At 72.2% G+C, this 20,039-nt stretch carries 22 protein-coding genes and 2 pseudogenes; 17 read left to right on the top strand and 7 right to left on the bottom strand.

Annotated elements, in window-relative coordinates; all coding sequences use genetic code 11:
* The first annotated feature begins 166 nt into the window (after positions 1-166).
* The 6 genes from AB0K92_RS21575 to AB0K92_RS21550 all read left to right on the top strand — a co-directional run bounded on the left by AB0K92_RS21575 (position 167) and on the right by AB0K92_RS21550 (position 5,133).
* Positions 167-1,324 (top strand): acyl-CoA dehydrogenase family protein, encoded by a 1,158-nt coding sequence (locus AB0K92_RS21575; RefSeq protein WP_365925211.1) that lies wholly within the window; start codon positions 167-169, stop codon positions 1,322-1,324.
* 110 nt (positions 1,325-1,434) lie between these two features.
* Positions 1,435-1,893: an Rrf2 family transcriptional regulator gene (locus tag AB0K92_RS21570; RefSeq protein ID WP_365925144.1), complete on the top strand. Its 459-nt coding sequence runs from the start codon at positions 1,435-1,437 to the stop codon at positions 1,891-1,893.
* Positions 1,894-2,026: 133 nt separating this feature from the next.
* Positions 2,027-2,167, top strand: a complete 141-nt coding sequence (locus tag AB0K92_RS21565; RefSeq protein WP_365925142.1) for a putative leader peptide — start codon at positions 2,027-2,029, stop codon at positions 2,165-2,167.
* A 147-nt stretch (positions 2,168-2,314) separates the two neighbouring features.
* Positions 2,315-3,421, top strand: a complete 1,107-nt coding sequence (locus tag AB0K92_RS21560) for an aliphatic sulfonate ABC transporter substrate-binding protein (RefSeq protein ID WP_365925140.1) — start codon at positions 2,315-2,317, stop codon at positions 3,419-3,421.
* A gap of 34 nt (positions 3,422-3,455) precedes the next feature.
* On the top strand, positions 3,456-4,247 hold the full coding sequence (locus AB0K92_RS21555; protein ID WP_365925138.1) for an ABC transporter ATP-binding protein: 792 nt from the start codon (positions 3,456-3,458) through the stop codon (positions 4,245-4,247).
* The gene (locus AB0K92_RS21550; protein WP_365925135.1) at positions 4,234-5,133 is read left to right on the top strand and encodes an ABC transporter permease; all 900 of its coding nucleotides are present in this window, start codon (positions 4,234-4,236) and stop codon (positions 5,131-5,133) included. Before AB0K92_RS21555 ends, AB0K92_RS21550 begins: the two co-directional genes overlap by 14 nt.
* Here AB0K92_RS21550 and AB0K92_RS21545 read toward each other — a convergent pair.
* Positions 5,078-5,800 (bottom strand): adenosylcobinamide amidohydrolase, encoded by a 723-nt coding sequence (locus AB0K92_RS21545; protein ID WP_365925133.1) that lies wholly within the window; start codon positions 5,798-5,800, stop codon positions 5,078-5,080. The two genes, AB0K92_RS21550 and AB0K92_RS21545, sit on opposite strands and share 56 nt — an antisense overlap.
* 205 nt (positions 5,801-6,005) lie before the next feature.
* Here AB0K92_RS21545 and AB0K92_RS21540 point away from each other — a divergent pair, with 205 nt between their 5' ends.
* Both AB0K92_RS21540 and AB0K92_RS21535 read left to right on the top strand, forming a co-directional pair.
* A complete protein-coding gene (locus AB0K92_RS21540; protein ID WP_365925131.1) occupies positions 6,006-6,344 on the top strand; it encodes a hypothetical protein in 339 nt (112 codons plus the stop codon).
* A complete protein-coding gene (locus AB0K92_RS21535; RefSeq protein ID WP_365925129.1) occupies positions 6,341-6,817 on the top strand; it encodes a hypothetical protein in 477 nt (158 codons plus the stop codon). Before AB0K92_RS21540 ends, AB0K92_RS21535 begins: the two co-directional genes overlap by 4 nt.
* Here the strand turns inward: AB0K92_RS21535 and AB0K92_RS21530 are convergent.
* Positions 6,793-7,266, bottom strand: coding sequence for a carboxymuconolactone decarboxylase family protein (locus AB0K92_RS21530; protein WP_365925127.1), 474 nt, complete (start codon positions 7,264-7,266; stop codon positions 6,793-6,795). The genes AB0K92_RS21535 and AB0K92_RS21530 overlap by 25 nt on opposite strands.
* 410 nt (positions 7,267-7,676) lie before the next feature.
* On the opposite strand from AB0K92_RS21530, the gene AB0K92_RS21525 reads away from it, so the two are divergent.
* The 3 genes from AB0K92_RS21525 to AB0K92_RS21515 are packed head-to-tail and all read left to right on the top strand — an operon-like array spanning position 7,677 to position 9,541.
* Positions 7,677-8,297, top strand: a complete 621-nt coding sequence (locus AB0K92_RS21525; protein ID WP_365925125.1) for a DUF6230 family protein — start codon at positions 7,677-7,679, stop codon at positions 8,295-8,297.
* Positions 8,288-8,818 (top strand): DUF6114 domain-containing protein, encoded by a 531-nt coding sequence (locus AB0K92_RS21520; RefSeq protein ID WP_365925123.1) that lies wholly within the window; start codon positions 8,288-8,290, stop codon positions 8,816-8,818. Before AB0K92_RS21525 ends, AB0K92_RS21520 begins: the two co-directional genes overlap by 10 nt.
* Before the next feature lie 42 nt (positions 8,819-8,860).
* Positions 8,861-9,541, top strand: a complete 681-nt coding sequence (locus AB0K92_RS21515) for a hypothetical protein (RefSeq protein WP_165995579.1) — start codon at positions 8,861-8,863, stop codon at positions 9,539-9,541.
* 66 nt (positions 9,542-9,607) lie between these two features.
* On the opposite strand, the gene AB0K92_RS21510 is transcribed toward AB0K92_RS21515, so the two are convergent.
* Complete coding sequence (locus AB0K92_RS21510; protein ID WP_365925121.1) at positions 9,608-9,733, bottom strand: hypothetical protein; 126 nt, start codon at positions 9,731-9,733, stop codon at positions 9,608-9,610.
* A gap of 544 nt (positions 9,734-10,277) precedes the next feature.
* Between AB0K92_RS21510 and AB0K92_RS21505 the strand changes: the two are divergent.
* Positions 10,278-10,429, top strand: a pseudogene (locus AB0K92_RS21505) (IS5/IS1182 family transposase); the annotation flags it as partial.
* Positions 10,430-10,833: 404 nt separating this feature from the next.
* Here AB0K92_RS21505 and AB0K92_RS21500 read toward each other — a convergent pair.
* A complete protein-coding gene (locus tag AB0K92_RS21500) occupies positions 10,834-11,589 on the bottom strand; it encodes an SDR family oxidoreductase (protein WP_365925119.1) in 756 nt (251 codons plus the stop codon).
* Positions 11,590-11,712: 123 nt separating this feature from the next.
* Between AB0K92_RS21500 and AB0K92_RS21495 the strand changes: the two genes are divergently transcribed.
* The 5 genes and pseudogenes from AB0K92_RS21495 to AB0K92_RS21475 all read left to right on the top strand — a co-directional run bounded on the left by AB0K92_RS21495 (position 11,713) and on the right by AB0K92_RS21475 (position 16,570).
* Positions 11,713-12,147 carry an Rrf2 family transcriptional regulator gene (locus AB0K92_RS21495; protein ID WP_165995584.1) on the top strand — a complete coding sequence of 145 codons (435 nt, stop codon included), beginning with the start codon at positions 11,713-11,715 and terminating at the stop codon, positions 12,145-12,147.
* A 109-nt stretch (positions 12,148-12,256) separates the two neighbouring features.
* A pseudogene (locus tag AB0K92_RS21490) lies at positions 12,257-12,519 on the top strand (transposase); the annotation flags it as partial.
* 902 nt (positions 12,520-13,421) lie between these two features.
* On the top strand, positions 13,422-14,174 hold the full coding sequence (locus AB0K92_RS21485; RefSeq protein ID WP_365925116.1) for a hypothetical protein: 753 nt from the start codon (positions 13,422-13,424) through the stop codon (positions 14,172-14,174).
* 478 nt (positions 14,175-14,652) lie between these two features.
* The gene (locus tag AB0K92_RS21480; RefSeq protein WP_365925114.1) at positions 14,653-15,768 is read left to right on the top strand and encodes a type III polyketide synthase; all 1,116 of its coding nucleotides are present in this window, start codon (positions 14,653-14,655) and stop codon (positions 15,766-15,768) included.
* A gap of 58 nt (positions 15,769-15,826) precedes the next feature.
* Positions 15,827-16,570, top strand: coding sequence for an SOS response-associated peptidase (locus tag AB0K92_RS21475; RefSeq protein ID WP_365925112.1), 744 nt, complete (start codon positions 15,827-15,829; stop codon positions 16,568-16,570).
* Positions 16,571-16,604: 34 nt separating this feature from the next.
* Here the strand turns inward: AB0K92_RS21475 and AB0K92_RS21470 are convergent, their stop codons facing one another.
* From AB0K92_RS21470 to AB0K92_RS21460, 3 genes are all read right to left on the bottom strand, one after another.
* Positions 16,605-17,096, bottom strand: a complete 492-nt coding sequence (locus AB0K92_RS21470; protein WP_365925110.1) for a universal stress protein — start codon at positions 17,094-17,096, stop codon at positions 16,605-16,607.
* 4 nt (positions 17,097-17,100) lie between these two features.
* Positions 17,101-18,360 (bottom strand): SLC13 family permease, encoded by a 1,260-nt coding sequence (locus tag AB0K92_RS21465; RefSeq protein WP_365925209.1) that lies wholly within the window; start codon positions 18,358-18,360, stop codon positions 17,101-17,103.
* Positions 18,361-19,557: 1,197 nt separating this feature from the next.
* Positions 19,558-20,031, bottom strand: a complete 474-nt coding sequence (locus AB0K92_RS21460; RefSeq protein ID WP_365925108.1) for a hypothetical protein — start codon at positions 20,029-20,031, stop codon at positions 19,558-19,560.
* Positions 20,032-20,039: the final 8 nt, after the last annotated feature.

Genomic DNA, 20,039 nt, shown 5'->3' with positions numbered 1-20,039 from the left:
CGAGCGAACGGAGTCCGCGCGCACGGAGTCCGAGCCGACGGACGCCGGGCCGACGAGGCCCGGGCCGAGGGTGCCCGACCCGACGGGCCCCGAGCCGGCCGCACCCGAGTCGCAGGCGCACGAACCGGCGGCGCACGAACCGGCGGTTCCGGGCCGCGCGCACTGGCTGCGGGTGGCGCGTGAGACGGCCGACGACCTCGCCACGGACGCGTCCGTCCGGGACCAGGCCGGCAAGGCACCCTTCGACGAGGTGTCCCGGCTGCGCGAGGCGGGGCTGCTGACCCTGCTGACCCCGGCCGAACACGGGGGCGGTGGCGCCGACTGGCCCACGGCCTACGCCGTCGTCCGGGAGATAGCCGCCGCCGACGGGGCGATCGGCCAGCTGCTGGGCTGTCACACCTTCCTCTCGTGGAGCGCCCGGTTCCTCAACGAGCCCGCGCTCGCCGCCCTGATCGACCGGCGGTCCGCCGCGGAACAGTGGTGCTGGGGCGGGGGCCTGGCCCGCCAGGAACCCTCGCTCGCGCTCACCCCGACCGCCGACGGCCAGGTGCTGGACGGCAGGCAGAGCTATGTGACCGGGGTGCTGGTGGCCGACCGTATCGCCGTACGGGCGGTGCGCGCCGACACCGGTGAGCCCGTCGCCGTCCTGGTCGACCCGGCCGCTCCCGGCGTACGCGTCGACAACGATGCCGAGACCTTCGGGCAGCGGCTGGCGGCCGGCGGGAGTGTGGAGTTCGACGCCGCGCCGGTGGCCGCCGGCGACGTCGTCGGTTCGCTGGCCACGGACGATGACGTGCTGTCGCCCCGGGCCGCACTGGTCTCGCCGGTCGGGCGGCTGCTCTCCGTCCAGCTGCAACTCGGCATGGCCGACGGTGTGCTCGCCGAGGCCCGTGACTACGCCCGGGCCGGCCACGCGCCCTGGCACCCCGCCTGGCCCGTGGGCTCCCCGCACGACCCGCACGTGCTGACCGCGTTCGGCGAGCTGGCCGTCCTGGTGCGGGCCGCGTCCGCCCTCGCCGACCAGGCGCTGGCCGCGGTGACCGCGGGGCTGGCCCGCGGTGACGACCTCACCTTCGAGGAGCACGCGGAGATCGCCGTGGTGGTGGCCATGGCCGAGGCCGCCGCCTCCCGCGCCGCGCAGGAGTCCACCGCCCGCGCCCTCGACGTCGTCGGCGCCCGCTCGACCTCCGCCCGGCTGGGCCTGGACCGCTTCTGGCGCAACGCCCGCACCCACACCCTCTACGAGCCCGTCGCCCACCGCCTGCGCGACGTCGGCGACTACTTCCTCAACGGGGCGCACCCCTCGCTCGCCCTGCCGCTCTGACGTGCTCGCGGCGACCGGCACGCCGGGCCTGACCGGAGGGCGCCCGCCCGGGCCCGCCGAGCGGACCCCGCGCCGGTCAGGGCGGGCCGGACCTGCGGGATAATGACCGTATGCGGATCTCAGCCAGGGCGGACTACGCGGTACGTGCCGCGCTACAGCTCGCCGCCTCACGGGACGACGGCCCCCTGAAGGCGGAGGCGATCGCGGCCGCCCAGGACATTCCGCACAAGTTCCTGGAGAGCATCCTCAACGACATGCGCCGCGGCGGTCTGGTGCTCAGCCAGCGCGGCGGCAACGGCGGCTACCGGCTGGCGAAGCCCCCCGAGTCCATCAGCATCGCCGACGTCATCCGGGTCGTGGACGGACCGCTGGTCTCGGTGCGCGGAGTCCGGCCCCCGGAGCTGTCCTACACCGGGCCCGCCGAGTCGTTGCTGCCCCTGTGGATCGCGCTGCGGTCCAACGTGCGGGAAATCCTCGAGGGTGTCTCACTGGCCGACGTCGCCTCGGCCCAGCTGCCTGCGGATGTGTCCGCCCTGACCCACGCCCCGGACGCCTGGGTGAACCCCTGATCCCCGCCTGATCCCAGCATCCGGGATGCTGGCGTCCATCATATGAACAACCCCTTGGGGCGGGGGCGTCTTTCTGCCACGATCCCTAGCAACCAGGTAGGAAAACTAGGAATCTGTGGGGGTAGCCGTCCGCATGCTCGACCACACAGATCCGTCCCTGCCTCGGCTGACCTCGCGTCGCCACATCGATCTCGGCCGTGTCTCCAGCGCCATCTGTCGCCTCGTCCCGGACCGTCTCGTCCCGGACCGTCTCGTCCGAGCCCGTCTCGTCTGAGACCGACCGCAGCCTCACCGGCTCGCGCGACGCACCTTCGCGCACCCTCTCCGCCACCCGTCCGCCCGCTCTTCGCCGGCGGCCGGCCAGGCACACCCACGGCCTGACGCAGGCCTCCTGTTCACCCCATCCCGAGAGGACACCTCCGTGTCTGCCGCACGACCGCTCACCACCCTGCGCGCCCTCGCCGTGACAGCGGCTCTCCCCCTCCTGCTGACCGCCTGCGGCTACGGCTCCGACGCCAAGGACGACGCCCCGCGGGCGGAGGTCGCGGCGGACGCCGAGAAGCTCTCCACCGACGAGGTCCGGATCGGCTACTTCCCCAACCTCACGCACGCCACCGCCCTGGTCGGCCGCGAACAGGGCTTCTTCCAGAAGGAACTGGGCGGCACCGAGGCGAAGTACGCCACCTTCAACGCGGGCCCCTCGGAGATCGAGGCGCTGAACTCCAAGTCCATCGACATCGGCTGGATCGGCCCCTCCCCCGCCATCAACGGCTACACCAAGTCGGGCGGCAAGAACCTGCGCATCATCGGCGGTTCGGCCTCCGGCGGTGTGAAGCTCGTGGTGAACCCGGAGAAGATCAAGTCCGTCAAGGACGTCAAGGGCAAGAAGATCGCCACCCCGCAGCTCGGCAACACGCAGGACGTCGCGTTCCTCAACTGGATCGCCGAGCAGGGCTGGACGGTCGACGCGCAGAGCGGCAAGGGCGACGTCTCCGTCGTGCGCACCGACAACAAGGTGACCCCCGACGCCTACAAGTCGGGTTCCGTCGACGGCGCGTGGGTGCCCGAGCCGACCGCCTCGAAGCTGGTCTCCGAGGGCGCGAAGGTGCTGCTGGACGAGTCCGACCTGTGGCCGGACAAGAAGTTCGTCATCACGAACATCATCGTGCGGCAGGACTTCCTGAAGGAGCACCCGGACGTCGTCGAGGCCGTGCTGCGCGGCGCGGTGAAGAGCAACGAGTGGATCAACGCCAACCCCGACCAGGCGAAGGCCGCGGCCAACGAGGCCCTGAAGCAGGAGTCCGGCAAGGCGCTGCCCGCCGAGGTCATCGACCCGGCCTGGAAGTCGATCGCCTTCCTGAACGACCCGCTGGCCGCCACCCTCGACACCCAGGCCGCCCACGCGGTGAAGGCCGGCCTGCTGGAGCAGCCGGACCTGAAGGGGATCTACGACCTCACCCTGCTCAACAAGGTCCTCAAGGCCGAGGGCGAGGCCACCGTCGACGACGCCGGCCTCGGCGCCGAGTAACCGAATCCCGAGAAGCCCCCAGGAGGTGACGGCCATGGCCACGACGCTCGCCAAGGTTGCCGACGGTACGGACACGACGGCCGCGTACGCCGCCCGCATCGAGCACGTCTCGAAGTCGTTCCCGGGCCCCGCCGGGCGGCAGCTCGTCCTGGACGACATCACTCTTGATGTCGCGCCGGGCGAGTTCGTCACCCTCCTCGGGGCCTCGGGGTGCGGCAAGTCCACCCTGCTCAACCTGGTGGCGGGGCTGGACGAACCGTCCGCCGGTTCGGTCACGACCGACGGCCGCCCCGCCCTCATGTTCCAGGAGCACGCGCTCTTCCCGTGGCTGACGGCAGGTCAGAACATCGAGCTGGCGCTGAAGCTGCGCGGGGTCGCCAAGGCCGAGCGCCGGCCGGAGGCACAGCGGCTGCTGGAACTCGTCCGGCTGAAGGACGCGCACCGCAAGCGGGTGCACGAGCTGTCCGGCGGTATGCGCCAGCGGGTGGCACTGGCCCGCGCGCTGGCCCAGGACAGCAGGCTGCTGCTGATGGACGAGCCGTTCGCGGCGCTGGACGCCATCACGCGGGACGTGCTGCACGACGAGCTGACCCGCATCTGGCGCGAGACCGGCCTGTCGGTGCTGTTCGTGACGCACAACGTGCGCGAGGCGGTACGGCTCGCGCAGCGCGTGGTGCTGCTGTCGTCCCGGCCCGGCCGCATCGCGCGCCAGTGGACGGTCGGCATCCCGCAGCCGCGCCGCCTGGAGGACATCCCGGTCGCCGAGCTGTCCGCCGAGATCACCGAAGAACTGCGTGGGGAGATCCGCCGTCATGGCCAGCACTGACACGTCCGCCGGCACACCCGTCAAGGACGGCGGCGACCTGGCCGGCCTGGAGGCCGGTCTGGACGCCCTGGAGACGGTCGAATCCAGCCGCACCCCGCTGCGCGAGACCCTGCTGCGCAAGGTACTGCCGCCGGTCACCGCCGTCACGCTGGTGCTGGTGGTGTGGCAGCTGCTGGTGCTGGCGGAAGTGGCGCCCGACTACAAGCTGCCCTCCCCGGCCGCCGTCTGGGACGAGGTGGAGACGGCCTGGCTCCAGGGCACCCTGCTCGACTACATCTGGACGTCCGTCTCGCGCGGCCTGCTCGGCTTCCTGCTCGCGCTCGCCATCGGCACCCCGCTGGGACTCCTGGTCGCCCGCGTGGGCTTCGTCCGCGCGGCCCTCGGCCCCATCCTGTCCGGCCTGCAGTCGCTGCCGTCGGTGGCCTGGGTGCCGCCCGCGGTCATCTGGCTGGGCCTGAACGACTCGATGATGTACGCCGTCATCCTGCTCGGCGCGGTGCCCTCCATCGCCAACGGCCTCGTCGCGGGCATCGACCAGATCCCGCCGCTGTTCCTGCGCGCCGGGCGGACGCTGGGCGCGACCGGACTGCGCGGCGCGCGGCACATCGTGCTCCCGGCGGCGCTGCCCGGCTACCTCGCGGGCCTGAAGCAGGGCTGGGCGTTCTCCTGGCGGTCCCTGATGGCCGCCGAGATCATCGCCTCCTCCCCCGACCTCGGCGTCGGTCTCGGCCAGCTGCTGGAGAACGGCCGCAACAACGCCAGCATGTCGCAGGTGTTCCTGGCGATCTTCCTGATCCTGCTCGTCGGTATCGCCATCGACCTGCTGATCTTCAGTCCGCTGGAGCGGCGGGTGCTGCGCGGCCGCGGCCTGCTGGTGAAGGGCTGACGGCGGCGCGCACGGCACGGTGCACGGCCCGCGCCAGACGCGCGCCCCACAGGGAACGCGGCCCGGCGAAGGCCTGCGCCTCGTCTCCGGGACGCGGTACGGCGGCGGCGACGCACACCGCGTCCGTGGGGGTGCCGGAGCAGTCGAGGCCCGCGTCCAGGAGCGCCTGGACCTTGGCCTCGGTGGCCGTCGCCACCGCGTTGACCAGGGCGGCGTCGGTCAGCGCCACAGGCAGCGCGACGACGATGTTGACGGTGCCGGGGGCGGGCGGTGCGGCGGTGCCCTCCCCGGCGGAGGCGGCCCAGCCCCGCACGCTCACGCCGGCGGTGACGACGGCCTCGGCGCCCCCGTCGCGGGCGTGGGCGTACGCCGACACATCGGCCGCCGTCAGCAGACCGACGCCCGCTCCGGACAGGCCCATGGCGTGCGCCAGCTCCGCCAGGTGCCGTTCGGGGTCGCGGCGGCGATAGCCGTGGGCGACCTGCGCGTTGAGCACCCAGGCGCGTTCGCCGATGCCACCGCCCAGGACCGCGTTGCTGATCATCCGCCGGCCGGTCCCCGGCGCCCAGAGCAGCGCGGGCAGCCGCTCGCCGTCCTCCCAGCGGCTGAGGCACTCCACGGACAGCGGCGCGGGCGCGGGGCGCGGCCGGGGGACGAGCGGGGACACGGGACGCGGACTCCTCGACGGGCTCCGGACGGGGACCGGCCGATCGTACGCGCATCCCGCGAAGTGTGGATCTTGTGACAGCGCTGTGACCGGACGAGTGGCCTCCGCCACAGCTCGATCCCCGGCGCTCTGGTGAGGTGGGGAGCCTCGCTCCGACCACGTCGACCGTCGACCGAACCGGTCGGTGCACCACCGGGAGGGAAGCGTGCCGACACGCCGCTACTGGGCGCCGCTGCTGGTCAACACGCTGATCGGCATCCCGATGACCGTGGTGGTGCTGTGCGCCCGCTGGTACGCGGCCCACGGGCACTGCGACTACGACGACCTCGGGCTGCGCGACCTGGACGGCTGCTCCTACGACCAGATCGAGAACAGCGGATGGGTGCTGGGCGCACTCGTCGTCACCGGCTTGCTGGTGCTGCTGCTCATCCTGATCGCCGACGTGTTCCTGCCCCGCAGCCGCCGGCGCCCGCTCACGCCGGGGCTGGTCACCCTGCCCGCCGTCCTGCTGCCGTACGCCCTGCTCACCGCGGCGGCGGCGTGACGCTGCTCCCGGTCTTCGTGGCGCTGGTGGTCTGCTGGGTCGCGCTGCGCGGTTTCCTCGCGTATCCGCTGCTGTCGGGCCCGGTGAAGGCCGTCGCGCTGTGCTGCGCGCCGGGTGCCGCCCTGGCGTGGTTGGCCGTCATGACCGCGGACGACGCGTTCCTGTTCCCGGAGACGGCCCCGTGCCCCGCCGAGCCGCTGCGCGAGGGCGTGATCGGCGACGGCGCGGTCCGGGGCGTCTCGACGCCGTTCCCCCCACGGGCGTACTGCCTGTGGGAGGACGGCACCGTCTACTCGCTCGCGCCGACCGCCGAGGCGCTGTTCTGGGGCTGCTTCGCGGTGACCGCCGTGTCGCTCGCCCTCGGGCTGTGGCACGCTCTGCGCGCGCCGAGGGCGCTGCTGCGGCCGGCGGTCACCGCGGACCCGCTCCGCCGGAAAGCGGCGGAGGGTCAGTCGAACTGGCCCACCCGGTAGTCGCCGGCGGGCTGCTGGACGAGGACGTTGACCCGGTTGAAGGCGTTGATGAGCGCGATCAGGGACACGAGCGCGGTGAGCTGCTCCTCGTCGTAGTGCTTGGCGGCGTTGGCCCAGACCTCGTCCGAGACCCCGCCGGCCGCGTCCGCTGTCCGGGTGCCCTCCTCCGCCAGCTCCAGCGCGGCGCGCTCGGCCTCGGTGAAGACCGTCGCCTCCCGCCAGGCCGCGACCAGGTGGAGCCGCACCGCCGACTCGCCCGCGGCGGCGGCTTCCTTGGTGTGCATGTCGGTGCAGAAACCGCACCCGTTGATCTGGCTCGCGCGGATCTTCACCAGCTCCTGCGTGGCGGCGGGCAGCGACGAGTCCGCGAGGACCTTGCCCGCCGCCACGAAGTGCTTCAGGACCTGCCCGGCGAGGGGGCTGCCGAAGATGTTCAGCCGAGCGCTCATGGTGGTGTTCTCCTCTGCCGTTGCGCCGTTTCGATGACTGCACCGGTATGACGGAGCGGCCCGGCAGGGATGTGACAGGGAGGAATGTGACGTGCGTCTCCCTGACGGAGGTGGAGAACGGTCCCGCACAGCGAACCGGCCATGGTCAACCGCACCGGGATCGGCGCCCTGAGCGGCCGGAAGAAAGCGGTTCCCCGCCCTCGCGCACAGCGGAAACATGACCGAATTTCTGTTCGTCCGGCAACTATGCCAACACCCGCTGGCGCCTTTAACCTGACTCGCCAGTAACCCTCGCACGACCTCCTTCGGCGCGACCCTGGCGCGGCCCTCACCCGCCCCGCTCACGCCGTCGATCCACCACGCCTCTTCCCCACAGGGTGCTCTTTTCCGCCACCGAAAGGACAAAGAGGATGAAAGACGAACAAGGCAGACAGGTAGTGGGCCGGATCCGGTGGCGGCGGTTCGCGCTGCTCGCCGTCCCCGGCTGCGCGGCCACCGCCGCCCTCGGGATCGCCCTCGCCCAGGGCGCGCTCGCCGCCTCGTTCGCCGTCTCGGGCCAGCAGTTCAAGGTCTCCGCCGACCGGCTCACCGGGGAGGGCTTCGCCCAGTACGGCAACATCGACACCAACGTCCGGGGCGATCTGCTCCCGGTCGCCACCGTCGGCATCAGGACCGCGAAGATCGACAGCCTGTGCCAGTCCGTGGTCACGAGTCTCCCGGTGCTCGGTGACATCTCGCTCAACCTCACCGCCGGGACCGGCGCCACCCCCGTCGAGGCCAAGGACCTGTTCCTCGACGCCACCCAGCTGGAGGGCAACGCCTCCTTCAACAACATCGAGATCGGCCGGGACGCCTCCACGCTCGACAAGGGGCCCGACGGCGCGCAGGGCATGCAGGACGCCTTCTCCCAGCAGGCCGACGACCTCTCCATCACCAACCTCAAGCAGGTGGCGTGGGCCGCCAACGCCGGCACCTTCAAGCTCTCCGGGCTCAAGATGAAGATCACCAAGGGGAAGAAGGAATGTTTCTGAGCCGGCGCACGTGGCGCGCCTGGCGCCGCGGCCGGCCCTTCTGGGGCGGCCTGGTCACCGTCCTCGCCGGCACGGAGATCAGCGTCCTGCCCCTGGCTCCGCTGGAGGTCATGCTCCAGCAGGGCATCGCCGGGCTCCCGTCGGTCCTGCTCGGCCTGATGATGATCGTGATGGGCCTGTCCGCGTGGGTCGCCCCGCACTACCGCGGGCTGGCCGGCGTGGTCACCGTGCTCCTCGCCGTCGCCGCCCTGGTCATGTCCAACCTGGGCGGGTTCCTGATCGGCACCCTCCTGGGCATCGTCGGCGGATCCATGATCTTCGCCTGGCAGCCGGTGCCGCCGGTCGCGGACCAGGCGGAGCGTGCCAGGGGCGCGGAGGCCGCCGAGCCGAGCGGGTCCACCGAGCCCGCCGGGTCTGCCGAGCCGACCGCGTCCACCGAGTCGCACGACGTCACCCCACCCGGCGCCGCCCCCCACCGCGTCACCCCCTCCGCTCACCCCACATCCGTCGACCGCCGCTGAAGAGGTCGACCACCACCGAGGAGAAAGAGAAAGGAGCACGACATGCCGTCACGTCCCCACGGTGTACGGGCCCTGCTCGCCACCGGCACCGGCGTCGCCGCGACCGCCGCGTTACTGATCGCCGGCTCCACCGCCGAGGCGCGCTCCGCCACCGAGGCGTCGTCCGCCGCCGAGTCGACCACCGTCTCCCCGGCCGGGCACGCCTACAAGGCCACCCTGTCCGGCAAGGCCACCTTCAAGTCCGGCAGTGTGACCCTGACCTGTTCCGTCTCGGCGACGACCGGTCAGGTCCCGGCCGCCCCCGGCAACCACAACGCCGCGGGCCCGGTGGCCTCCACGCTCGCCGCGCCCACCTTCAGTTCCTGCACGTCGAGCCTGCCCGGCGTGACCCCCACCGTCACCACCAGCGGCACCTGGGGGATCTCGGTCCAGAACGGTTCCCCGGACACGGGGACCCTGACCGTCCCGCAGGGCGGCCTGGTCGTGAAGACCACCGGTCTCGCCTCCTGCACCATCGTCTCCGCGCCGAGCGGCCCCGCGTCCATCACCGGCACCTGGACCAACGGCGCGCCGTCCAACCTGGCCTTCGTCAACGCCGTCGTACCCGTGACCGTCACCGGCACGTTCGGCTGCCCGACCAGCGCGACGACCTCGACCGTCAACCTGGCCTACACGGTGTCCGACACGACCGACCCGGCCCAGCAGATCACCGTCGGCCCCTGACCGGGACCAACCACCCAGGGTGCGCAGGGTCCCTCCCCTGCGCACCCGCCCCTCGTCCGCCCCCGGTCATCCGGTCGGAAGGCCGAGCCCGTAGTAGGTGACGTCATAACCGTCCACGTACTCGGCCTCGCGGCCGACGATCAGGCCGGGAGGCTCGCTCACCCCGCTCGCCCGCGCCGTGGCCACGAGCATCTCCGCGAGTGCGCGGCCCTGCGGCTCGCCGGGTCCGCCCGCGTCGACGCGCCAGAGGGGTCGTCGTCGCCGAAGACCGAAGCCGTACGCGGTTGTTCGGCGACCGTGCCCCAGCCGAGTGCCGCCGGACCGATGTCATCTGCGGCGAAGCAGCCGATCGTCAGCCGGGCGCCGCACGCCACGTCGAACAGGATGGGCGCGCCGTGGGCGTTCGCCCGTAGAGCGGCATCCCGATCCTGATGCCGAGGGCGGCGGTCTCGGCGGGCAGCGCTCCGAGGAGGTCGCCCAGCGAGCGGGTGACGGTCTCCCAGCTGCGGGCCGTCCAGCCGCCCGGGAAGCCGAGGCCGGAGTTGGCCAGGTTGCGCGCCCTGTTGGGCGGTGCATGACCACCCGTCGTCAGCGTGCCGGCGACAAAAGGGGGTCACTGACCGGACCGAATTCGACCGACCGTGGCAAGCCGGGGATCGAAGCCTCGGTCTGCAGCCGCTCGTGCGGGAGATCCCGCCCGTCCCTCCCGCCGCGGACCCCGCCGCCGGCGTCCGGCCAATTTCATGCCGACAACGGCTACGACTACAACCACCTGCGGAAATGGCTCCGCGAGCGTCGCATCCGCCACCGCATCGCCCGCAAGGGCATCGAGTCGTCCAGGCGGCTCGGCCGGGGCACCGCCCCTGGGTCGTCGAAAGGACCGTGTCCGGGGCTGGCCGGCTGCACCGACGTTACGAGCGAAAGCCGGACACTTCATGGGTTTCGCCGGCATCGCCGCAGCCCTCATCAGCCACCGTCACTCACCGAATAGAACGGCGCCCGAAGCGCAACCGGTGGTCGCTGGGGGCGCTGCCCCCTGGCTGGGCGCCGGTTGTCTGCGGCTGCCCAGTTGTCTGCGTGTCTGCAGGAATGATCACCCTCGCGTACTCAATGAGTCTTTTCAGCGTGGCCACTGATCGGGTGACGGGTGAGCGAAAACGGCAGTTGTCGCACAGAGCTCGTCACACGATCACGATCCGGGCTTCTTGAGGCGTGTCCACGCACACACGGGTCGTTGGCAGTGCGCGCCCCATAGGCGCGATGTCCTTCGGGGCGCGCGGCAGGGTTCGGGTTCAGGCGTTGTAGCCGCCGTGGGCGTCCAGCACCGCGCCCGTGACGTACGAAGCGGCGGGGCTCGCCAGGAAGGCGATCGCCGCGGCGATTTCGTCGGGGTGCCCCAGGCGTTGCAGGGACAGCGAGCTGAGCAGGACCTTGAGGGTGTCGGGGTCCGGCGGTTGCATGCCGCTGTCCATCAGCCCGGCTTCCACGACGTTGGCCGTGATGTTGCGGGGCCCGAGGTCCCGTGCGACCCCCATGGTGTACCTCTCGATGCCTGACTTGGTCGCCGAGTAGTCGGCAACGCCCGGGACGCCGACCCGGGAACCCAGTCCGGAACTCACCGTGATGATGCGGCCGCCCGTGCGCAGCACTCGGGAGGCGGCCCGGATGACGGCGATCACGCCGAGGTAGTTGGTGGCGTGCATCCGGTCCAGCGCCGCGGTGTCGGCGTCCGGGTCGTCCACCCTGCGGCCCTGCTCCACCGAAATCGCCGCGTTGTTGACGAGGATGTCCAGGCCGCCGAAGTGCGCGACCACGTCGTCGATCAGCGCCGGCGCCCGGCTCGTGTCCGCCTGGTCGGACCTGAAGGCGACGGCCTTGGCTCCCTTGCCGCGCACCTCGTCGACGACGGTCTGCGCCTGCTTCTCGGAGCTGACGTAGGTGAAGGCGACGTCGGCGCCTTGCTCGGCCAGCAGCCGTACGGTCGCGGCTCCCAGTCCGCGCGATCCCCCCGTGACCAGGGCGACTTTGCCCGTGAGTGGCTTGCTCATTCTTCTCACCTCGCCGATTGACCCTTTGCGACAGTCGCAACATTAATTGTTACGACAGGCTGTTGCAACATTCACCGTTACGACGGCCGTAACATGAAGCGTTGTGGCTGAGAGGAGGAGCCCATGAGCGCCAACAGCAGGCTGACCATCGCCGCCCACGCGCTGGCCTGGATCGGCCTCTACCAGCGCCAAGGCCATGAGGTCGCCACCTCCGAGCAGATCGCGACCAGCGCGAACACCAACCCCGTGGTGATCAGACGGCTGCTCGGCGAGCTGCGCAGGGCCGGGCTCGTGGAGTCCCGGCGGGGCGCGGGCGCGGGCTGGTCGCTGGCACGCGAGCTGGAGTCGATGACCCTGCTCGACGTGTACGAGGCAGTGGAACCCGGCCCGCTGTTCGCCATGCACCGCACCACCCCGGACCAGGGATGCGTGGTGGGTCACGGCATCCAGCCGGCAATGCAGAGCATCTACGAGGGTATCGAGGAGACCGTGAGACACGAACTGGCCCGCGTCACGCTCGCGGACGTACTCCGGGACGTACTCGCGGCACCTCGCTAGCCCCTCCGTTACGCCCTGACATCACCAAGATCCCCATCTGAGCCCAGTCCAGCGAACAGCCAGGCAACCAGTCACGCCGAAGACCGTTGCAGTATCAGACGTCGACCAACTGCACCGCGTCCTGCTCGCCGAGCTGAACGCGGTCGGCGAACTCGACTGGTCCCGCGATGGACGCTCCCACATCCGCGCGAGAAAGGGGGCGCCGACACTGGTCCGTCGCCGGTCGACCTACGGAAGACGGGTAGCAAGCACCACCTGATCTGCGACGGACGCGGCACCCCGCTCAAGGTCATCACCACCGCGGCCAACGTCAACGACGTCACCCAGACCCTCGCCCTGGTCGACGGCATCCCGCCCGTGGCCGAACGACGCGCCGTCACCCAGGCCCTCGCCCACCACCGGCGCAAGCGGAAGGCCCGGGGAGGAAGACTGCTGTCACTGCGTCGGGACCGACCTGGCCTGCCCGCTGTGGAAGCCGTCGTTCTCAGCTGGCCACAGCGTCGCGTCCTTCCCGTACAGCGTGCTCGCGGGGGTGCTGGGCGGGGATCGCCTCGTACAGGTCCAAGGCGCGGCGGCGGACCAGGCCGGCGCGGTAGTCGACGCTGCTGTGCGTCCAGGGCGCCGTCCCATAGCTGCCCCGACGCCTCGTCCTGTGGGGCGGACACCAGCCGCAGCCGGACTGTCGGCCGTCGGCGGCGGTGCGGGCCCTGGCACCCAAAGTGCGCCCGCCCTCCAAGAACTCCCCGCCCGACTCTGCCTGGACGTCCAAGGCCTGGGCGGCGTGGGCATGGTGGGCGCGCGTACGGCGCTCGGGATCCGGGTCATGGGGAGGCGAGCCCGCCAATGATTTCCCCCAACTTGGCAGCGGCCAAGGGGAGGTTGAGCAACAGCGTCGGCCGCCTCCCTCCAGTGTGGCGCACTGGAAGCGGCCAGAAGGACGTCCGTCGCTCCCGGGCATGACGCCACCGCAAGGACGCACGCCTATGTGGGGGTCAGCCCGGCCGGATGAGATCGGCGAGCTCCTGGTCAACGATGCCGGTAAGAACACTTCCTGGCCTTCGTCGGCATCGCCGCAGCCCTCATCAGCCACCGCCGACTCACCGAATAAACGGCGTCTGAGCCTGTTCGTGCCGGCCCACCGGGCGCAGGAGGGCCTCGCCCGCGGACCGGCCGGTGCTCACGACGGGCTCCTCCGGCGTTCCCTGCGACGGGCAGTCACGGGGCAGCCGCACGCACCGAGACCGATGGGTCGGCGGATCTGCTTGGATGACGTGATGACGAGTGGATCCCCGGCCGGCGGGCCCCGGCACGACGAACGCTCCGGCCGCCTCCTCGCCACCCTGCTGGACCGTGCCGCCACCGGCCGGGACGGTCAGGTCTGGAGCGACCTGTGGACGGGCCTGTACCACAACGGCACCCTCGACGTCCGCGACCCGCGTGTGTTCCCCGCCCTGGCGGCCATGGCGGAAGGCGACGACGCCGGCACGGCGGCCTCGGCGCTCCACCTGGCCGGTGCCCTCCTCGCCCAGGCCGACCACCGGCACGAGACACGGACACTGCGCGAGCAGCACGCCCGCGATGTCGCACGCCTGCTGGCCGCCGCCCATCGGTGGCGGACGTCCACACCGGGCCGCGACGACTACTGCCACCTGCTGGAGGCGGTGCTGCACCTGGAGGGCGACGTCGACTGGGCGGAGGACCTGATCTGGGGCATCGTCAGCGAGGAGTACGAGCTGGAGTGCCCCGACCCGGACGGCTGCTCGGTGGTGTGGGTGGTCATCGGCGAGCGGGGCTTCTTCAGCACGTCGGAGGACTACGCCCTCTCCGACGAGGTCCGCACCCTCCCCCTCCGTCCGGCCGCTCCCGCCGCCCTCGACGGCCTGGGCCGCCGGCTCCACGAGCTGGCCCTGGCGGACGGCCACGAGGATGTGGCCCGGGCCCTGACCCACGCCTTCGGCGAGGCGACCTGCCCGCGGTGCGAGCGGAGCTTCTCCGTCGTCGGACAGGTCGTCGCACGCGCGAGCTGAGCGGTCGCGACGGGCGCCGCGGGAGGGCGGCCGCCGATCGCCGCCCCCGGCGCTTCACCGCCGCCACCGACCGCCGCAACCGACCCGCGCCCACCGACCGGCGCGTCCAACCGCCGCCACCGAAGGGCGCCACCGACCGGTGCGTCCGACCGGTACCGACGAAGGGCGCCGAAGAAGGGCGGCCGTGCATTTTCCCCCCGGCACTGCACCGCCGCCACCGGGGAGGTCGCACAGACCCCCACCGGATACCGGAATCACCCGTCCGGCCCATCCCCACTCTTCTCCGCACCGGCGGAAGGCTTTCACTCGTGCAGTGGACCGGCGCTCACGACCGTGGGGCGGGGGCGGATGACCCGCGGCCGGTGACGAGCGGGAGCGGGGACCGGGGACCTGCCGGTGATCCCCGCGTCTCCCACCGAGCCGCCGCCCTCTCTTCGCTGCCGGTCCTCCGCCCAGCACGAGTGAAAGGCCGAGCCTCATGCCCGTACTGTGCCAACCCGCCGTCGACGTCCCCGAGCACGTCATCACCGCCGAGGAGACGCTCGCCCTGGCGGAACGCCGGCACGCCCGGCACCCTCAGCTCCCCCTCGCACTCAAGCTCATCCGCAACACCGGAGTACAGAAGCGTCACATCGTCCAGCCCCTCGAGCAGACCCTGCGCCACCCCGGCTTCGAGGAACGCAACCGCGTCTACGAGGCCCAGGCGAAGGAGCGGGTGCCCGCGGTCGTGCAGCGCGCGCTCGACCACGCCGAGCTGACCCCGGCCGAGACGGACGCCATCATCTACGTGTCCTGCACGGGCTTCATGATGCCGTCGCTGACCGCGTGGCTGATCAACCGCATGGGCTTCCGGCCCGACACCCGCCAGCTGCCCATCGCCCAGCTGGGCTGCGCGGCCGGGGGCGCGGCGATCAACCGGGCCCACGACTTCTGCGCCGCCTACCCCGGCAGCAACGTCCTCATCGTCTCCTGCGAGTTCTGCAGCCTGTGCTACCAGCCCACCGACGTGGACATCGGTTCCCTGCTGTCCGACGGCCTGTTCGGCGACGCGGTCGCCGCCGCGGTCGTACGGGGCCGGGGCGGACGCGGGCTGCGGCTGGAGCGCAACGCGTCCTACCTGATCCCGCACACCGAGGACTGGATCTCCTACGCCGTCAAGGCGACCGGATTCCACTTCCGGCTCGACAAGCGCGTCCCGACCACCATGGAACCGCTCGCCCCGGTCCTGAGCGACCTCGCCGCCGCACACGGCTGGAACGCCTCCCGCCTCGGCTACTACATCGTCCACGCCGGCGGTCCCCGCATCCTCGACGACCTGTGCCGTTTCCTGCACGTCGAGCCGCACGCCTTCCGGCACAGCCGGGCCACGCTCACCCAGTACGGCAACATCGCCAGCGCCGTCGTCCTGGACGCGTTCCGGCGCCTGTGCGAGGAGGGCGGTGTCCCGCACGGAGCGCCCGGCATCCTCGCGGGCTTCGGCCCCGGCATCACCGCCGAGATGGCCGTGGGCAGATGGGTCGGGGGGCCGGCACCGGCGGACGCGGTCCGCGCCGGGGCCGGCCGGGTGATGTCCGCGGCGGCCGAGCCCCGCTGAGCCGGCGGCCCGATCCCGGTTCCGACGCGCGGGTGGAACGTCGTGGCACAGTGGCGGTATGTGCGGCCGCTACGCCTCCACCCGCAGTCCGCAGGACCTGGTCCGGCTGTTCGACGTCGCCGAATGGCACCCCGCCGAGACACTGGCCCCCAACTGGAACGTCGCACCGACCGACGAGGTCTACGCCGTCCTGGAACGCACCCCGCGCGCACCGGGCACCGACGCGCCCGTGCGCCGGGAACTGCGGCGGCTGCGCTGGGGGCTGGTGCCCTCCTGGGCCAGGGACCCGAAGATCGGCTCCCGGCTGATCAACGCGCGGGTGGAGACGGTGCACGACAAACCGGCCTACCGCCGCGCCTTCGCCCGGCGCCGCTGCCTGCTCCCGGCGGACGGTTTCTACGAGTGGACCCCGCTGAAGGACCCCGCCACCGGCAAGACCCGCAAGCAGCCCTACTTCATCCACCCCGCCGACGGGCAGGTCCTGGCCCTCGCGGGCCTGTACGAGTACTGGCGCGACCCCGGGGTCGAGAACGACGACGATCCCGCCGCCTGGCTGATGACCTGCACCGTCATCACCACCGAGGCCACCGACGCGGCCGGGCGCGTCCATCCGCGCATGCCGCTCGCCCTGCCCCCGGACCACTACGAGGCGTGGCTCGACCCCCGCCACGACGACACCGCGGACCTGCGCGCCCTGCTCACCCAGCCCGCGAACGGCGACCTCGCCGCCCGCCCCGTCTCCCCGGCCGTCAACAACACCCGTAACAACGGCCCGGAACTGCTGGACGAGATCGTCCCCTGACCGGACGGCCGTCGGGTGCCGGTTCCGTCACCCGTCAGGGGCGGGGCGGCGGCGGTGGCGTCGACGGGGGCGGCACCGGCGGAGCCTCCGGCCAGACCAGCAGCACCGGGCAGGGCGCGTGGTCGACGACGAAGCGGCCGGCGGGGCCGAGGCTGTGCGGGCCGAGGTGGGTACGGTCGCCGTCGCGGGCCAGGATCAGCAGTTCGCAGCCCTCGGCCGCGGCGACCACCTCGCGTTCGACGCGCCCGGTCCGCTCGACCCGTGTGCAGGGCAGGCCCAGCCGGTCGGCGGCGGCCTGGAGCAGGACCCGCGCGGAGGCGGCGGCGAGGTGTTCCACCCGCGTGCCCGGGTCGCGCTCCGGGTGGCCACGGCCGAGCAGCCCGGCGAAGGCACCGTGGGCGGCGCCGGGGACATCGGCCGGGGTGACGTGCAGCAGGACGATCCCGGTGTCCGCCGGGGCGTGGGCCCGCGCGGCGTCCACGCAGGCGGGCCAGGTGCCCTCGACGATCCAGACGACCACGGCCATGGGGTCAGCCTCCTCCGATCACCGCCAGCGAGACCCACAGTGCCACCACGGCGGCCGCCAGACTCGCCGGTACCGCGAACACCCCGAGCCGGGTGAACTCCCGCAGCTCGACCTCCTCCTCGTGGGCATGGACGATGCGCCGCCACAGCAGGGTGGCCAGCGAGCCCGCGTAGGTGAGGTTGGGGCCGATGTTCACCCCGAGCAGGACGGCGAGGACCGCGCCGGGCCCCGACGGGGCGGTCAGCGGCAGCAGCACCAGCACCGCGGGCAGATTGTTGATCACGTTCGCGAGGACGGCGGCCAGCGCGGCGAGCGCGAACAGTGCCACCAGCCCGGTGCCCTCGGGGATCAGGTGTCCCAGAGCCTCGTCCAGCCCGTTGTCCACGACCGCCCGGACCACGACGCCCAGCGCCAGTACGAAGGCGAGGAAGGGCACGGAGGCCGCGCTCAGCAGCGCCCGGGGTGTGGTGCGGCGCCGGAGCAGGGACCGCACGGCGAGGACCAGGGCGCCCGCCAGGGCCGCCCAGGCCGGGTCGACGCCGACCGCCGAGGCCAGCACGAACCCGGCCAGCGTGCACCCCACGGTCACCAGGGCGAACACCGGCAGCGGCGGCGGCTCGCCCACGGGGGCGGCCTGCGCCCCGGCGTCCAGCTCGGTGGCGAAGAAACGGCGGAAGACCAGGTACTCGACGGCGATCGCGGCCACCCACGGCAGGGCCATCAGCGCGGCGAACCGGGTGAAGCTCAGACCGCTCGCCGTGAACGCCAGCAGGTTGGTCAGGTTCGAGACGGGCAGCAGCAGCGAGGCCGTGTTCGACAGGTGGGTGCAGGCGTAGACATGCGGTTTTGAGCGGGCGCCGAGCCGGGCGGCGGTGGCGAACACGACCGGTGTCAGCAGGACGACCGTGGCGTCCAGGCTGAGCACGGCGGTGATGGCCGACGCGGCCATGAAGACCTGGGCCAGCAGCCGCCGCGGCCGGCCGGCCGCCGTGCGCGCCATCCACGCCCCGCAGGCGTGGAACAGCCCGTCGTCGTCGCAGAGCTGAGCCAGGACGAGCACAGCCGCCAGGAAGCCGATGACCGGTGCGAGCCGTTCGACCTCGTCCAGCGCGGCGTCCGGTGGGAGCGCCCCCGTGGCGATCACCAGGGCCGCCGCGGGCACGGCCACCACGGCCTCCGGCCAGCCGAAGGGGCGGATGATGGCACAGGCCAGCACCAGGACGAGCAGGGCCGCGGACAGTGTCTCCGCGAGCTGGGTGTTCAGGGTTCGTTCCTTCCGCGCGGCGGCCGAGCCGCCCGTACATCACAGCGAAAGGTACCCGCTCGAACGGCCGCACCCGCCGCTGGGGCGACGGACCGTTCAGGAGTGGCCGCGGAGGGCGCTGAGGTTCACGAGCCCTCCCTGCCGGTGGCGAGACGGCGACGCCACCAGAGTCCGGAACGCCACTGACGTTGGTCAGCGAACGGATCCGGCAGGGTGCGCCGGAGGTACGCTGCGTCAAGAGAAGCCACCCGACGCCTCAGTTCCCTGTGAGCACGCCCCGGCAGTTGCTTCAGGACTTCCTCAAGGACGTCCCTCGCGTGCCGCACATCGTCGAAGGAACACCCGCGGCACGAGCACTCCGCGAGCTGCGGGTACAGGGAGCGGCATCCCGGTGAGAGCGCAAAGGCTCGGTACCGCCTCAACGCTCGGTCTGTGGCGCCCGGGTACACGTAGTAGTCGGTCGAGAGTCTCTCGACTCGGTGTATCGCCAAGCTGGTACGGGTCGAGAGCCAGTGGATCCGACTTGGCGGCGGATCGCTCCAGGTGCGCGGGCCCTGTCGTCGGTCGGCGCGGAGCCTGCCGGGCCGTCTACGCGGCATCGGCCTTTCGGTCTGCGGTCATGGACGCCATCATGCCGCAATCGTGGAGGAGGGCGGAAGACCGCGTCGCGCGGGGGCTGCCATGCCCGCGGGTCATCGCTGTTTCGGCCTTGCCATGAACCTCGGGCCTTGATCGTCCCGGAGCAGCGTCGCCGCCCTCCCCCGGCGGTCCCGCCGCGAGAGCCGGTCGGCCCCGCCCGCATCGGTCGGCGCGTCGTACGCCGCCGTGCGAGGGCATGCACACTGCCGCCGTCGCGGCCAAGAGCGGCCGATCGCGTCGTCGCGCTCGTCGAGGAGACGGCCCCCGGGGCTGCCGACGCCGTGAACGTAGAGATCGACGTGACGTGGACGACGCGGTAACGGCCGCCGTCCGCCGCTGGGAACCCTGCACGCCTCTGGTTCAGCGGGGACGAGCCGGCGGCCCTGGCGGACCGGCTGGGCCATCCGGTGAAGCAGATCCGAGCCTACATCCGAGCTTCCGCAGCTCGGGCGGTTGCCTGCCGCTCTGTCCGGGCTCGGGCGGTGACATGGTCGGCGCCATGCACGCGTACGACGAGGCCCCGTCGACCCGGCGTCGGCGGGGCCGGTAGCGTGGCGTTCAGCAGGCGTCGTACTTCCAGGCGCCGTCTTCCCGCACCCACGGCTGCTGCTTCTGGTCGAACTTCGGCAGACCGACGCCGTACGAGACGCGTGCCATCTCCCCCGACAGCTGGTCGATCCGGAAGCGCTGCACGTCCTGCCGCCCATAGTCGCCGACGGCGCGCTCGGTGAGTGCGGCCATGGCCTCGGGGGTGATGCGTTCCTCGCAGCGGGCGGACAGCATGCCGTAGGTGGTGTCCGGCTTGTCGGCGAAGTAGGCGGCGGTGTAGGCCCGGACTGCGCGTTCCAGCTCGGCGGCGTCGGCCGGCGTCTCGGCGGGCGTCGCGCTGGTGGTGGTGGCGCTGCCGGCGGCCGGGGTACTCGGCGTGCCGGTGGGTGCGGCGTCGGTGCCGTCGTCGTCGGATGACGAGCAGGCGGTGAGCGCGAGCAGCAGGACGGCGGCGAGCATGGTGGTGGTGGCGCGGGTGCGCATGGGTCCCC

This window comes from Streptomyces sp. NPDC052687, assembly GCF_040678395.1.
Classification (GTDB): Bacteria; Actinomycetota; Actinomycetes; order Streptomycetales; family Streptomycetaceae; genus Streptomyces.
Note: the sequence above shows the minus strand (reverse complement) of the source record. Positions and strands in the feature narration are given on the sequence as shown.